Source organism: Pseudomonas sp. TH31 (assembly GCF_016650815.1).
GTDB lineage: Bacteria > Pseudomonadota > Gammaproteobacteria > Pseudomonadales > Pseudomonadaceae > Aquipseudomonas.
The window spans coordinates 101,220-114,810 of record NZ_JAEKEZ010000013.1; the positions used below are offsets into that span (position 1 = coordinate 101,220).

The following is a 13,591-nucleotide window of genomic DNA, read 5'->3' on the forward strand; positions in this document are numbered from 1 at the left end:
GGGACCGCTGTGCGACTGCGACTGATCGCCGTCGGTTCACGCATGCCCAAATGGGTGGAAGAAGGCTGGCATGAATATGCCAAGCGTCTTCCGTCCGAGCTGGCGCTGGAACTGGTGGAAATACCGCTCAACACCCGTGGCAAGAACGCCGACGTGGCGCGCTTCATCCGTCAGGAAGGCGAAGCCATGCTGGCCAAGGTCGGGCCGAACGAGCGGATTGTCACCCTCGAAGTCCACGGCAAGCCCTGGAGCACCGAGCAACTGGCGGTCGAACTCGATCGCTGGCGGCTGGACTCGCGCACGGTGAATTTCATGGTCGGTGGCCCCGAAGGGCTGGCGCCGGAAGTCTGTGCCGGGCCGATCAGCGCTGGTCGTTGTCGCCGTTGACGTTGCCGCATCCGCTGGTGCGGATTCTGATCGGCGAACAGTTGTATCGTGCCTGGACAGTCCTGTCCGGCCACCCTTACCACAAGTAGCTCTGCCCTCATGCCCCAGCCGATCCGCATCAAGGACCACGAAAAAGACGCCCGTCTGGTGCGTGGCCGCGTCGTGTTCGGGGCCATTGCGGTGGTTGCGCTGATTTGTGTGTTGATCGCGCGGCTGTATTTCCTGCAGGTCATCCAGTACGAGTACCACTCGACCCTGTCGGAGAACAACCGCGTCCACGTGCAGCCGATTCCGCCGACTCGCGGGTTGATCTTCGACCGCAATGGCGTGGTGGTGGCCGATAACCGGCCCAGCTTCAGCCTGAGCATGACTCGCGAGCGCTCCGGCGACTGGCAGCAAATACTCGACGTGATCGTCCAGGTGCTGGAACTGACCCCCGAGGATCGAGGGATCTTCGAGAAGCGCATGAAACAGGGGCGTCGGCCGTTCGAGCCGGTGCCGATTCTGTTTGAGCTGACCGAAGAGCAGATCGCCCGGATCGCGGTGAACCAGTTCCGGCTGCCGGGTGTTGAGGTGGTCGCGCAGTTGGTGCGGCATTACCCGCAGGGCGCGCACTTTGCGCACTCCGTGGGCTACATGGGCCGGATCAACGAGAAAGAGCTGAAGTCGTTGGACCCGGTCAATTACAGCGGCACTCATCACATCGGCAAGACCGGCATCGAGCGCTTTTACGAGCCCGAGCTGCATGGCCAGGTGGGTTACGAAGAAGTCGAGACCAACGCTCGGGGCCGCGTATTGCGCGTACTCAAGCGTACCGATCCGATTCCCGGCAAGGACATCGTCCTGAGCCTGGACATCAAATTGCAGGAAGCCGCGGAAACGGCGCTCGGTGGTCGCCGTGGTGCCGTGGTGGCGTTGGACCCCAATACCGGCGAAGTATTGGCCATGGTCAGTCAGCCGAGTTTCGACCCGAACCTGTTCGTCACCGGCATCAGTTTCAAGGCTTACGCCGAGCTGCGCGACTCCATCGATCGGCCGCTGTTCAACCGCGTGCTACGTGGTTTGTACCCGCCGGGCTCGACCATCAAGCCCGCAGTGGCGATTGCCGGTCTGGATTCGGGCGTGGTCACGGCCTCGACCCGAGTCTTCGACCCCGGCTACTACATGCTGCCCAACTACGATCACAAATACCGTAACTGGAACCGTACCGGCGACGGCTACGTGGACCTGGACACGGCGATCATGCGTTCCAACGACACCTACTTCTATGACCTGGCCCACAAGCTCGGCATCGATCGGTTGTCCTTGTACCTGGGCAAGTTCGGCATTGGCCAAAAGGTCTCGCTGGACATGTTCGAAGAGTCCCGGGGCTGATGCCATCCCGCGAGTGGAAGCGTGCGACCCGGCGGCAGGCCTGGTTCCCGGGCGAAACCCTGATTCTGGGGATCGGCCAGGGCTATATGCAATCCACGCCACTGCAACTGGCGCAAGCCACGGCGCTGGTCGCCAACAAAGGTGTCTGGAACCGTCCGCACCTGGCCAAGACTGTCGAGGGCGAGCGGCCGAAGGATGACAATCCGATGCCTGACATCGTCCTGCGCGACCCGTCCGACTGGACCAAGGTCAACCACGGCATGCAGCAAGTGATGCACGGCGCTCGCGGCACCGCGCGTAAAGCGGCCGTTGGTTCGCAATACCGGATTGCCGGCAAGAGTGGTACGGCCCAGGTGGTCGCGATCAAGCAGGGCGAGAAGTACGACCGCTCCAAGGTTCAGGAACGTCACCGCGACCATGCCTTGTTCGTCGGCTTTGCGCCGGCAGACAACCCGAAAATCGTGGTGTCGGTGATGGTCGAGAACGGCGAGTCCGGTTCTGGCGTTGCGGCGCCCGTGGTGCGACAAGTGATGGATGCCTGGCTCCTGGACCAGGATGGCCGACTCAAACCGGAATACGCCGGCCCTATCAGCGCGGAGGCTACGGCCCGTGAAGAGTAATTTCGATCGCATCCTCTCCAGCGAGGACGTGATGCGTCGCCGTGCGACGCTGCTGCAACGCATGCACATTGACGGCCCGTTGCTGATCCTGCTGCTGACCCTCGCCGCCGGCAGCCTGTTCGTGCTGTATTCGGCCAGTGGCAAGAGCTGGGACCTGCTGGCCAAGCAAGCCACTTCGTTCGGCATTGGTTTGGTGTCGATGGTCGTGATTGCCCAGTTCGAACCGCGATTCATGGCCCGCTGGGTGCCGATCGGTTATGTGCTGGGCGTGCTGTTGCTGGTGGTGGTGGACGTCATGGGCCACAACGCCATGGGTGCCACGCGCTGGATCAACATCCCCGGGGTGATTCGCTTCCAGCCGTCGGAATTCATGAAGATCCTGATGCCGGCGACGATCGCCTGGTATCTGTCCAAACGTACTTTGCCGCCGCAGCTCAAGCATGTGGGCGTCAGTCTGTTCCTTATCGGGTTACCGTTTATCCTGATCGTGCGCCAGCCGGACCTCGGCACCTCGCTGCTGATCCTCGCGGGTGGCGCGTTCGTGCTGTTCATGGGTGGTTTGCGCTGGCGCTGGATTCTCAGCGTGCTGGTCGCGGTCATCCCGGTGGCGGTGGCGATGTGGTTCTTTATCATGCACGACTACCAGAAGCAGCGAATCCTGACCTTCCTCGACCCGGAAAGCGATCCGCTGGGCACTGGCTGGAACATCATTCAGTCCAAGGCGGCCATTGGTTCCGGCGGCGTATTCGGCAAGGGCTGGCTGCTGGGCACCCAGTCGCACCTGGACTTCCTGCCGGAAAGCCACACTGACTTCATTATTGCGGTACTGGGCGAAGAATTCGGCCTGGTGGGCATTTGCGCGCTGTTGCTGATTTACCTGTTGTTGATCGGTCGCGGCTTGGTGATTACCGCCCAGGCCCAGACTTTATTCGGCAAATTGCTGGCCGGTAGCCTGACCATGACGTTTTTTGTTTACGTTTTCGTCAACATCGGTATGGTCAGTGGCCTGTTGCCGGTTGTGGGGGTGCCGTTGCCGTTTATTAGCTACGGTGGAACTTCGCTGGTGACGCTGCTGTCAGCGTTTGGGGTTTTGATGTCGATCCATACCCATCGTAAGTGGATCGCACAGGTTTGAATAAGGTGAAGATTTCAATGCAAGCAATGCGTGGCTGGGCGACTCGATACGCGCCGTGGGTCGGCCTGGTAGGCATCCTTGGTACCGCGGAACAAACGCGGGCCGGCGATTACGAAGGCTCACCCCAGGTGGCTGAATTCGTCGGTGAAATGACCCGCGACTATGGCTTTGCCGGGGAGCAACTGATGGCTGTGTTCCGTGAAGCCGAACGCAAGCAGGCGATTCTGGACGCCATCTCCAAACCCGCCGAACGGGTCAAGCAGTGGAAAGAATATCGCCCGATGTTCATCACCGACGCGCGTATTGCCCGTGGTGTGGACTTCTGGCGTCAGCACGAGGCGGTACTGGCCCGTGCCGAACAGGAATACGGTGTGCCGGCCCAGGTGATTGTCTCGATCATCGGCGTTGAAACCTTTTTCGGCCGCAATACCGGCAATTACCGGGTGATCGACGCGTTGTCGACCCTGGGTTTCGACTATCCTCCCCGTGCCGAGTTTTTCCGCAAGGAATTGCGTGAATTCCTGCTGCTGGCCCGGGAAGAGCAGGTTGATCCGTTGACCCTCAAAGGCTCTTACGCCGGCGCCATGGGCTTGCCGCAGTTCATGCCGAGCAGTTTTCGCGCTTATGCTGTGGACTTCGACGGTGACGGCCACATTAATATCTGGACCAACCCGGACGATGCCATTGGCAGCGTCGCCAGTTACTTCAAGCGCCACGGCTGGGTGGCCGGTGAGCCTGTGGTCAGCCGCGCCGACGTGCGTGGCGATCAGGTCGACGACGGTTTGACCACCGGCATCGAGCCGACAAAAACCGTCGGGGAGTTGCGGGCGTTGGGGTGGTCGAGTCATGATGCGCTGCGCGACGATATGCCGGTCACCGCTTTCCGCCTGGAAGGTGACAATGGCCCTGAATACTGGATGGGCCTGAAGAATTTTTACGCGATCACGCGTTATAACCGCAGCGTGATGTACGCCATGGCCGTACATCAACTGTCTGAACAGCTGGTCCAAGCACGGGGCGTCAAGTAATGCGGGCATTGCCTATGAAAAAACCCCTGAAGCTGATGGCATTCGCCGCGTTGGCGGTGCTGCTCGCCAGTTGTTCGACCAGCCGTGCGCCGACTCAGAAGTCCTCTGGGACCGCTGTGCGCGCCATGCCGGGGCTGGACGTCAACCGTGCCCACAAAGACGGCGCGCCGTGGTGGGATGTCGACGTTTCGCGCATCCCGGACGCCACGCCGACCCTGCACACTGGCGCTTACAAGGCCAACCCGTACACGGTGCTGGGCAAGACTTACTTCCCGTTGAGCGACTCCAAGCGCTACGTCGCTTCCGGCACCGCCTCCTGGTACGGCACCAAGTTTCACGGCCAGAACACCGCCAATGGCGAAGTGTATGACCTGTACGGCATGAGTGCCGCCCACAAGACCTTACCGCTGCCGAGTTACGTTCGGGTGACCAACCTGGACAACAACAAGAGCGTGATCCTGCGGGTCAATGACCGTGGGCCGTTCTATTCGGACCGCATCATCGACCTGTCCTACGCTGCCGCCAAGAAGCTCGGTTATGCCGAAATCGGTACCGCGCGGGTCAAGGTTGAAGGGATTGATCCGCAAGAGTGGTGGGCTGCCAAGGGCCGTCCGGCGCCTTTGATGCTCAATGAGCCTCAAGTAGCGCAAAATGCCGCGCCGACGATTACCGCTTCTGCGGGGACTGTCGAGCAGTGGACGCCACCGGCGCAGCAACACGCCTCGGACACTGTGCCTGTGCAGATCAATGCAAAAAAACGCTTCTGTACCAGCCTCTGGCCAGTATCTGCAGGTGGGCGCGTTCGCCAACCCGGACGCTGCAGAACTCCTGAGATCGAAGCTCAGCGGGATGGTGAGCGCTCCAGTGTTCATCAGCTCGATCGTGCGCAACCAACAGACACTGCATCGGGTGCGCATGGGGCCGATCGGTTCTCAGGGTGAGATCCAGCAAGTGCAGAACAGCGTGCGTATGGCCAATCTCGGTTCGCCGAGCCTGGTCACCGCCGAGTAACACGCAGTACTTGATTGACGGTTCGCTTGCGTTTTGGGGGGTGAACCGGGTTGTTGGCTCGTTAAGAATAAAAGCCCGGCAAGGGTTACAGAGTGAGCAACTGAACACGCGACAACCCGTTAGACGGTTGTCTGATTAGTTTTGCCCCTGGGCAGTTTCCATTAGCGATTTCGAGAGACGGATGAACATCACCACCTTTGCCAAACGCCTGTGCCTGTTAGTCCCGCTGTTCATCACGCCTGCCGCTTTTGCGGTAGAAATGATGCCGTCGCCACCGCAACTGGCCGCTAAATCCTACGTGCTCATGGACGCCAGCAGCGGCAACGTGCTGGTCGAGAACAACGGTGACCAGCGTCTGCCGCCCGCCAGCCTGACCAAACTGATGACCGCGTACATCGCGACCCTGGAAATCCGTCGCGGCCAGATCGGCGAGAACGACCCGGTGACGGTCAGTGAGAACGCCTGGCGTACCGGCGGTTCGCGGATGTTCATCAAGGTTGGCTCGCAGGTCACTGTCAGCGACCTGCTGCACGGCATCATCATTCAGTCGGGTAACGACGCCAGTGTTGCGCTCTCCGAGCACATCGCCGGTAGCGAAGACGCGTTCGCCGACCTGATGAACAAAACGGTCGCTGATCTGGGCATGTCCAACACCCACTTCATGAACCCGACCGGCTTGCCGAACCCTGAGCACTACTCGACAGCTCATGACATGGCAATCCTGGCTCGCGCGATCATCCACGAAGACCCGGCTCACTACGCGATCTACTCGCAGAAAGAGTTCTTCTGGAACGGCATCAAGCAGCCTAACCGCAACCTGCTGCTGTGGCGCGACAAGACCGTTGATGGTCTGAAAACCGGTCACACCGAGGAAGCCGGCTACTGCATGGTGTCTTCGGCTGTACGTGATGGCATGCGCCTGATCGCCGTGGTGTTCGGCACCAACAGCGAAGTGGCTCGTGCTTCCGAAACGCAAAAACTGCTGACCTACGGTTTCCGCTTCTTCGAAACCCAGACCTTCTATCAGAAAGGCGCCGAGCTGGCTCAGGCCCCTGTCTGGAAAGGCACCACCAATCAAGTCAAGGCCGGCCTGGCTGAAGACCTGACCATGACCCTGCCAAAAGGCCAGCTGAAAAAGCTCGCCGCCAGCATGACCATGAACCCGCAACTGGTTGCGCCAATCGCCAAGGGCGACGTGATCGGTAAAGTCGAAGTGAAACTGGACGACAAGGTAGTGCACAGCGCTGACCTGATCGCTCTGGACGCGGTCGACGAGGGTGGTATCTTCCGCCGCATGTGGGATAGCATCCGTCTATTCTTCTACGGCTTGTTCAACTGAATTAGTGTGGACCAGCATGGCCCCGTTCCCATCCGGAGCGGGGCCATGTTCGTTGCCACGGCTTACGCTTACGAGGCCGTTACGCCATGACAGATACCGAAGTAAAGGCGCCAAAGATCGAATTTCCCGCCAATGATTACCCGATCAAAGTGATCGGCGACACCATTGTCGACATCAAGCAAAAGATCATCGACATCGTCAAGAAACACGCGACGGTCAACGATGAGCGTGTGGACGAACGCCAAAGCAGCAACGGCAAGTACACCACCATCCAGCTGCACATCATCGCCACCGGTCAAGACCAGCTGTACGACATCAATAGCGAGTTGCGGGCTACCGGTTTCGTGCACATGGTGTTGTGATGTCTGGCGCGCTGGGCTTTCGTGAGCTCGGCCAGATGGCTTACGAGCCGGTCTGGCATGCCATGCAACGCTTCACCAACGAACGCGGCACTGACGCGGCGGACGAGATCTGGCTGGTGGAACACCCTCCGGTGTTCACCCAGGGCCAGGCCGGCAAGGCCGAGCACCTGTTGCTGCCGGGAGATATCCCGGTGGTGCAGGTTGACCGCGGCGGTCAGGTGACTTATCACGGCCCAGGCCAATTGGTGGCTTACCTGTTGCTGGATGTGCGCAAACTGGGTTTCGGCGTGCGTGACCTGGTCACCCGCATGGAGCTTTGCCTGATCGAGTTGCTGGCCAGCTATGGCGTTACTGCCGCAGCCAAGCCCGACGCGCCGGGCGTCTACGTCGACGGGGCGAAAATCGCGTCCTTGGGTCTGCGGATCCGCCATGGTTGCTCCTTTCATGGCCTGGCCCTGAACGTGGACATGAACCTGGAACCGTTTCGACGGATTAATCCCTGCGGCTACGCCGGGCTGGCGATGACCCAGCTGAGCGATCACGCAGGATCGATTGAATTTGCCGAGGTAAGTGCCCGGCTGCGCGCGCAGCTCGTCAAACACCTCGACTATGCTGAGCAGACGACCCTCACGGGCGGAATCGACTGATATGACTACTGATGCAGTGCAAACCATGATCCCGACGCTGGATGTTACCGAGCGCCCGGCCCCGCGTGCCAAGGTTGAAGCCGGCGTCAAGCTGCGCGGCGCCGAGAAGGTTGCACGCATCCCGGTAAAGATCATTCCGACCACCGAACTGCCGAAGAAGCCTGACTGGATCCGCGTGCGCATCCCGGTATCCCCGGAAGTCGATCGCATCAAGGCCCTGCTGCGCAAACACAAGCTGCACAGCGTTTGCGAAGAAGCGTCCTGCCCGAACCTGGGTGAATGTTTCTCCGGCGGCACCGCGACGTTCATGATCATGGGCGACATCTGCACCCGTCGCTGCCCGTTCTGCGACGTCGGCCACGGCCGTCCGAAACCACTGGACGTCAACGAGCCGCAAAGCCTGGCTATTGCCATCGCCGACCTGAAACTCAAGTACGTGGTGATCACCTCTGTGGACCGCGACGACCTGCGCGACGGCGGTGCCCAGCACTTTGCCGACTGCATCCGCGAGATCCGCAAGCTGTCGCCGAACGTGCAACTCGAAACCCTGGTCCCGGACTACCGTGGCCGCATGGACGTGGCACTGGAAATCACCGCCGCCGAGCCGCCGGATGTGTTCAACCACAACCTGGAAACCGTGCCGCGCCTGTACAAGGCTGCGCGTCCTGGGTCGGATTACCAGTGGTCGCTGACGCTGCTGCAACGCTTCAAGCAGATGATGCCGCACATTCCGACCAAGTCCGGCCTGATGCTTGGCCTGGGCGAGACCGACGAAGAAGTCATCGAAGTCATGAAGCGCATGCGCGAACACGACATCGACATGCTGACCCTCGGCCAGTACCTGCAACCGTCCCGCAGCCACTTGCCGGTGCAGCGTTTCGTCCACCCGGACGTGTTCGCCTGGTTTGCCGAGGAAGGTTACAAGATGGGCTTCAAGAACGTGGCTTCCGGCCCGTTGGTACGTTCCTCGTACCATGCCGACGAGCAGGCGAAGCTGGTTAAAGCCGAGCTGATGTCGTCCTTGTGATTGGCCGATGACACAAAAAACGCCCGCATGGCTCTTCAGGCCTTGCGGGCGTTTTTTTGCTTTGCCTACGTCCAGCAGAGGCTTTTCCTGTAATGCGCGGCGCAACTGAGCCTCTTCTGTTTGTTACCGTTCCTGACTACTGTGTGCAGACGTTGTCACGCAGGGAGATTCATGGATGACCGTTCGACCGACCCACACCCTTTTTCCTCTCGCACCTGTACCGGCCTTGCCGCCGGAAGGGTTGATCGGCGTGATTGCGCCCGCCGGCCCCGCGCCGCTGGACACTGACAGGGCGCTGCAATGGATGCGCGCCCGGGGCTATGCGTTGCGGGTGTTTCCTGGCGTTTACGAGAAAGATGGCTACCTGGCCGGCAGTGACGATGTGCGGCTCAATGATCTGCACGGGGCCTTCGCCGACACCGAGGTCGACGCCATCATTTGCCTGCGTGGCGGTTACGGTACTCCGCGTTTGCTGGATCGCATCGACTTCGACTTGTTACGTGCCAATGCCAAGCCCTTTATCGGCTACAGCGACATCACCGCGTTGCACCTGGCGATCAGTCGTTATGCAGGCTTCGTGACCTTTCATGGTCCGCTGCTCAACGCTGACCTGCTGGACGACAAACAGCAGCCGACCGAGTCGTCGTTCTTCAGCATGCTGCGCGGGCAGGTGAAGGCGGGCAGCGTGTTGTCCCATCCGGTGGCCTACCCGTTGATCACGATCGAGCCTGGCATCGCTCATGGGCGCTTGCTGGGCGGCAATCTGTCGATGATTGCCGCGACGATGGGCACGCCTTACGAAATGGATGCAGAGGGTGTGATTCTGTTCATCGAGGACGTCAACGAGCCGCTGTACCGCATTGACCGGCTGCTGACGCAATTGCGCCTGGCGGGCACGTTGGCCAAGCTTCGTGGGGTTCTGGTCGGGGATGTGGCGGGGGTTGATGCGGGTGCGCTGGCATTGCTGCTCAAGCAAACCTTCGAGCCGTTTCGGATTCCGGTGCTCGCCGGTTGGCGCAGCGGGCATTGTGATCCGAACCTGACGTTGCCGATGGGCGCGTTGGTGCGGCTGGATGCGGGGAACAAGGTGTTGGTGTTGGAGCAGGATGTGGTGGTCAGGTAGTACCGCGTCGCCAAAAGATCGCAGCCTTCGGCAGCGCCTACAGGGTTTTGTGTACACCCGTAGGAGCTGCCGAAGGCTGCGATCTTTGCTTTTAGCGGTTACGCAAACCTTCCAGCAGCTTATGCGTCGGATACCCATCCGCTGGCCAGCCAAACGACTGCTGGGCACTACGGATCGCCTTGCGGGTATTGGCGCCGATGATCCCATCAGCATTGCCCGCTTCGTAATTCTGGGTGCTCAGCAGGTTTTGCAACTCGATCCGCTCACTCCGGCTCAGCGGTAAATCATCTTTTGGCCAGGTGCCACTGACCAGTCCGCCGCCGCTGAAGCGCTCGGACAACAGGCTGATTGCCAAGGCGTACGACGACGAGTTGTTGTACTTGAGGATCGCCCGGAAGTTATCAAGGATCAGGAACGCCGGGCCGCGATAACCTGCCGGCAGCAGCAGGGCGGCAGACAGGTGTTCAGCACCGGCCGGCATCTGTTCGCCATTGGGCAACGTCACGCCCAGTTGCAGCCATTCGGCAACGCTTTTGCGGATGGCGCCGTCGGCCAGGGCGTAATTGAAGCCGCCAGCCAGTTGCACTTCGAAGCCCCACGGCTGGCCTTTCTGCCAGCCGGAGCTTTGCAGGTAGTGCGCGGTCGAAGCCAGGGCATCGGCCGGGCTGCCCCAGATATCGCGACGACCGTCGCCATCGAAATCTACGGCGAGGGTGTTGTATATGGTTGGAATGAACTGGGTCTGGCCCATGGCGCCGGCCCAGGAGCCAAGCATTTTCTCCGGTGTGATATCGCCCTGTTGCAGGATCTGCAGGGCGGCAATCAACTGCGCGTGAGCAAAGCCCGGGCGTCGGCCTTCATAGGCCAGGGTCGCCAGGGAATTGATCACCGACTTGGTGCCCTGGAACTGCCCGAAGTTACTTTCCATGCCCCACACCGCCACGAGTGCCTGGCGATCAACGCCATAGCGCTGTTCGATGGCTTGCAGGGTATCGGCGTACTGGCTGATCAGCGCCTGGCCTTTACGCACCCGCAACGGTGACAGCGCGCCATCGAGGTATTCCCACACCGGGCGGGAAAACTCTGGCTGGCTACGGTCGGCGCGGATGACGCTCTCATCGAAGCTGACGTTGGCGAACGCACGGTCGAACACATCGGCGCGGATGCCGGCGGCCAGGGCCTCCTTGCGAAAACCGGCCTGCCATTCAGCGAAGGTTTGCGTCGGCTGGATGTCGAGGTTTTCACCTGTCGGCACGACTGGCGGTATGACCGCAGGGGCCGTTGCGACGGGGACAGTCTGAAGCGGTTGGGCGTCGGCGGCGGTCGGTTTTTCCGCGCAGGCGACAAGCAGTATGAGGCTGGAGGCAGCAATCAATTGGCGAAGGTGCCAACGACGGGAAAGACAAAGGGGCATGCACAGGTCCAGAGAATACGAATCAGGTGCAGACCTTAACATGGAGAAGGGGTGTTCTGCTTTAAGCGGCCAGAAAGTAAGAAGCCTCCCAGCTATTAGACTGGAAGGCTTCGCGGCGGTAGCTGCCTTTGCCCTTGCCGGCGGGTTCCTGGCGGCTACGGAACAGTGGCTGGGCGATAATGGATTTGGCCTTGTTGGGGCCATGCCTGGGTGGCTTTTTGCTCATGATCAGATCTCTCGGATGAGTGGGTTTTGCGGGGGAAATAATCTGCCGAAGTTCGGGTTCTGTCTATAGGGCAGATGGATGTGAGTTTTGTAGGAAGAAAGATCAAAAGATCGCAGCCTTCGGCAGCTCCTACGCGCCTGTGGGCGCTGCCGAAGGCTGCGATCTCTTGATCTTGCTTTTGATCTTACTCGGCCGGCAACGACAATCTCTGCCCGGCCATCAACAACGACAGCCGACTCAAACTCATCCACGGCGAACCCGCCGCCTGGCCCTTGATCTGCGCATCAATGCGCTGCGCTTCCAGCAACAACTGCGCCCAGCGTTGCGCCGAGTAGCGTTGCAGGGCTTTGCTCATCAGCGGTTTGCGTTTGTCCCAGACCGGTGGTCGGGCCGAACTGAACGCCTTGTCCAGCGGCACGCCCTGGCTGTATTGCAGCGCCAGGCTGGCCAGCAAGCGCAGCTCACGGGCCAGGGCCCAGAGAATCACCGGTGGTTCGACACCTTCGCCACGCAGCCCTTCGAGCATGCGCAAGGCGTGGGCGGCTTCGCCGTTCAGAATCGCGTCAGTCAGGCCGAACACGTCAAAGCGTGCACTGTCGGCTACGGCCGCTTGCACGGTTTCGACAGTGATCTGGCCACCCTCGGCCATCAGCTTGAGCTTTTCGATTTCCTGGGCGGCGGCCAACAAGTTGCCCTCGACCCGCGCGGCGATCAGCTCGACGGCGTCCTGGCTGGCAGACAGGCCAGCCTGAGACAACCGCTGGCGAATCCAGCTCGGCAACTGGTTGGCATCCACCGGCCAGATCTGCACGAACTGGGTTTGTGGACCTTCAACCAGCGCCTTGCCCCACTTGGTCTTCTGAGCGGCGCCATCGAGCTTGGGCAGGCTGATCAGCAGCACGGTGTCTTCGGCCGGGCGCGCGCAGTATTCGATAAACGCGGCGGCGCCTTTGTCACCCGGCTTGCCTGATGGCAGGCGAAGTTCCAGAAGACGCTTTTCAGCGAACAGCGACATGCTGGCGCCAGCCTGCAGCAGCGTTCCCCAGTCGAAACTGGCGTCGGCGGCGAAGACCTGGCGTTCATCGAAACCCTGCTGGCGGGCAGCCGCGCGGATGGCGTCGGCCGCTTCCTGACACAGCAGTGGGTCATCGCCACTGATGATGTAGACCGGCGCAAGGGCACCTTGCAGGTGTTTAGCGAGTTGGGCGGGGGCGAGTTTCATAAGAGAGGGCAAACGGGGCGCCAGGGCGCCCCGTAAGTCTTACTGCTGCGGGATTTCGACAGGCGACTGACGCGGCGTTTGCGCTTCAGCCTTCTGTGCGGCTTGCAGTGCATCGGCGTCAGCCTTGGCACGCGCATTCGCGGTCGCTTGCAACTGATCCAGCTGAGCCGGGGTGATCTGTTGCAGGCGCAGGATCATGCGTTGAACCATCTCGCGACGGGTTTCTACGCGAGCCGTGCTGGCTTCCTGGTCGGAACCCACCAGGTTGTTGCCGTCGTGAATGAAGATTTTCTGCACTTCGAGTTTGTCGCTTATCAGTGACAGATCGTGTTCACCACGGATGTCGTAGTTCAGCACGGTGGTCACCTGGTACTCACCCGTACGGCCGGCACCGGCATAACTGAGGATGCGCTGGTTTTCCTGCTCATCGGTCAGAATCAGCTTATACGGTGCACCGGTATAGACCTTGACGCCGCTGCTCTGCAGCACCTGGCGCAGTTGAGTCACGGTTTCGCCGTAAGCGTTGCGGGCGCTCACGTCGAGTTCCTTGATCGCCAGTTCAGTGGTGCCGGTGCCGCGCAGCTGGAAACCGCAGGCGCTCAACAGGACTGCGAGGCCCATCACCAGCAAGTTGCGTTTGATCATCTTGTTGCTCCCCTTGAAACCATGTGGGCCG

General features: G+C 60.7%; 11 protein-coding genes and 3 pseudogenes. 10 read left to right on the forward strand and 4 right to left on the reverse strand.

Annotation, left to right across the window (positions count from 1 at the left end; genetic code table 11):
- Positions 1-9 precede the first annotated feature (9 nt).
- The 10 genes and pseudogenes from rlmH (at position 10) to JFV26_RS10055 (ending at position 10,053) form a co-directional block, all read left to right on the forward strand.
- Positions 10-476: pseudogene (gene rlmH, locus JFV26_RS10010) on the forward strand (23S rRNA (pseudouridine(1915)-N(3))-methyltransferase RlmH).
- Between the two features lie 10 nt (positions 477-486).
- Positions 487-2,381: pseudogene (gene mrdA, locus JFV26_RS10015) on the forward strand (penicillin-binding protein 2).
- A 31-nt stretch (positions 2,382-2,412) separates the two neighbouring features.
- Positions 2,413-3,516 carry a rod shape-determining protein RodA gene (gene rodA, locus JFV26_RS10020; RefSeq protein ID WP_201192009.1) on the forward strand — a complete coding sequence of 368 codons (1,104 nt, stop codon included), beginning with the start codon at positions 2,413-2,415 and terminating at the stop codon, positions 3,514-3,516.
- Positions 3,517-3,533: 17 nt separating this feature from the next.
- Positions 3,534-4,544 (forward strand): lytic murein transglycosylase B, encoded by a 1,011-nt coding sequence (gene mltB, locus JFV26_RS10025; protein WP_201191913.1) that lies wholly within the window; start codon positions 3,534-3,536, stop codon positions 4,542-4,544.
- Positions 4,544-5,555: pseudogene (locus JFV26_RS10030) on the forward strand (septal ring lytic transglycosylase RlpA family protein). Before mltB ends, JFV26_RS10030 begins: the two are co-directional and overlap by 1 nt.
- A 181-nt stretch (positions 5,556-5,736) precedes the next feature.
- Entirely contained in the window at positions 5,737-6,894 is a 1,158-nt protein-coding gene (locus tag JFV26_RS10035) for a D-alanyl-D-alanine carboxypeptidase family protein (RefSeq protein WP_201191915.1), read from the forward strand.
- Between the two features lie 86 nt (positions 6,895-6,980).
- On the forward strand, positions 6,981-7,256 hold the full coding sequence (locus JFV26_RS10040) for a DUF493 domain-containing protein (RefSeq protein ID WP_201191917.1): 276 nt from the start codon (positions 6,981-6,983) through the stop codon (positions 7,254-7,256).
- A complete protein-coding gene (gene lipB, locus JFV26_RS10045; protein WP_201191918.1) occupies positions 7,256-7,903 on the forward strand; it encodes a lipoyl(octanoyl) transferase LipB in 648 nt (215 codons plus the stop codon). The genes JFV26_RS10040 and lipB overlap by 1 nt, the downstream gene beginning before the upstream one ends.
- Before the next feature lies 1 nt (position 7,904).
- A complete protein-coding gene (lipA, locus tag JFV26_RS10050) occupies positions 7,905-8,930 on the forward strand; it encodes a lipoyl synthase (RefSeq protein WP_446739911.1) in 1,026 nt (341 codons plus the stop codon).
- A 175-nt stretch (positions 8,931-9,105) separates the two neighbouring features.
- Positions 9,106-10,053, forward strand: a complete 948-nt coding sequence (locus JFV26_RS10055; protein ID WP_201191920.1) for a S66 peptidase family protein — start codon at positions 9,106-9,108, stop codon at positions 10,051-10,053.
- A 91-nt stretch (positions 10,054-10,144) separates the two neighbouring features.
- On the opposite strand, the gene JFV26_RS10060 is transcribed toward JFV26_RS10055, so the two are convergent.
- From JFV26_RS10060 to JFV26_RS10075, 4 genes are all read right to left on the reverse strand, one after another.
- Positions 10,145-11,467, reverse strand: coding sequence for a lytic murein transglycosylase (locus tag JFV26_RS10060; protein WP_201191922.1), 1,323 nt, complete (start codon positions 11,465-11,467; stop codon positions 10,145-10,147).
- A gap of 61 nt (positions 11,468-11,528) precedes the next feature.
- Positions 11,529-11,693 (reverse strand): alternative ribosome rescue factor ArfA, encoded by a 165-nt coding sequence (gene arfA / locus JFV26_RS10065; protein ID WP_201191923.1) that lies wholly within the window; start codon positions 11,691-11,693, stop codon positions 11,529-11,531.
- A gap of 184 nt (positions 11,694-11,877) precedes the next feature.
- The gene (gene holA, locus JFV26_RS10070) at positions 11,878-12,915 is read right to left on the reverse strand and encodes a DNA polymerase III subunit delta (protein WP_201192013.1); all 1,038 of its coding nucleotides are present in this window, start codon (positions 12,913-12,915) and stop codon (positions 11,878-11,880) included.
- Between the two features lie 39 nt (positions 12,916-12,954).
- The gene (locus JFV26_RS10075; RefSeq protein WP_201191925.1) at positions 12,955-13,560 is read right to left on the reverse strand and encodes an LPS-assembly lipoprotein LptE; all 606 of its coding nucleotides are present in this window, start codon (positions 13,558-13,560) and stop codon (positions 12,955-12,957) included.
- Positions 13,561-13,591: the final 31 nt, after the last annotated feature.

Excerpts from the sequence above, each read along its gene's own strand:
- rodA (WP_201192009.1), top strand. The coding sequence starts at position 2,413 with ATGCGTCGCCGTGCGACGCTGCTGCAACGCATGCACATTGACGGCCCG.
- mltB (WP_201191913.1), top strand. The coding sequence starts at position 3,534 with ATGCAAGCAATGCGTGGCTGGGCGACTCGATACGCGCCGTGGGTCGGC.
- JFV26_RS10035 (WP_201191915.1), top strand. The coding sequence starts at position 5,737 with ATGAACATCACCACCTTTGCCAAACGCCTGTGCCTGTTAGTCCCGCTG.
- JFV26_RS10040 (WP_201191917.1), top strand. The coding sequence starts at position 6,981 with ATGACAGATACCGAAGTAAAGGCGCCAAAGATCGAATTTCCCGCCAAT.
- lipB (WP_201191918.1), top strand. The coding sequence starts at position 7,256 with ATGTCTGGCGCGCTGGGCTTTCGTGAGCTCGGCCAGATGGCTTACGAG.
- lipA (WP_446739911.1), top strand. The coding sequence starts at position 7,905 with ATGACTACTGATGCAGTGCAAACCATGATCCCGACGCTGGATGTTACC.
- JFV26_RS10055 (WP_201191920.1), top strand. The coding sequence starts at position 9,106 with ATGACCGTTCGACCGACCCACACCCTTTTTCCTCTCGCACCTGTACCG.
- JFV26_RS10060 (WP_201191922.1), bottom strand. The coding sequence starts at position 11,467 with ATGCCCCTTTGTCTTTCCCGTCGTTGGCACCTTCGCCAATTGATTGCT.
- arfA (WP_201191923.1), bottom strand. The coding sequence starts at position 11,693 with ATGAGCAAAAAGCCACCCAGGCATGGCCCCAACAAGGCCAAATCCATT.
- holA (WP_201192013.1), bottom strand. The coding sequence starts at position 12,915 with ATGAAACTCGCCCCCGCCCAACTCGCTAAACACCTGCAAGGTGCCCTT.
- JFV26_RS10075 (WP_201191925.1), bottom strand. The coding sequence starts at position 13,560 with ATGATCAAACGCAACTTGCTGGTGATGGGCCTCGCAGTCCTGTTGAGC.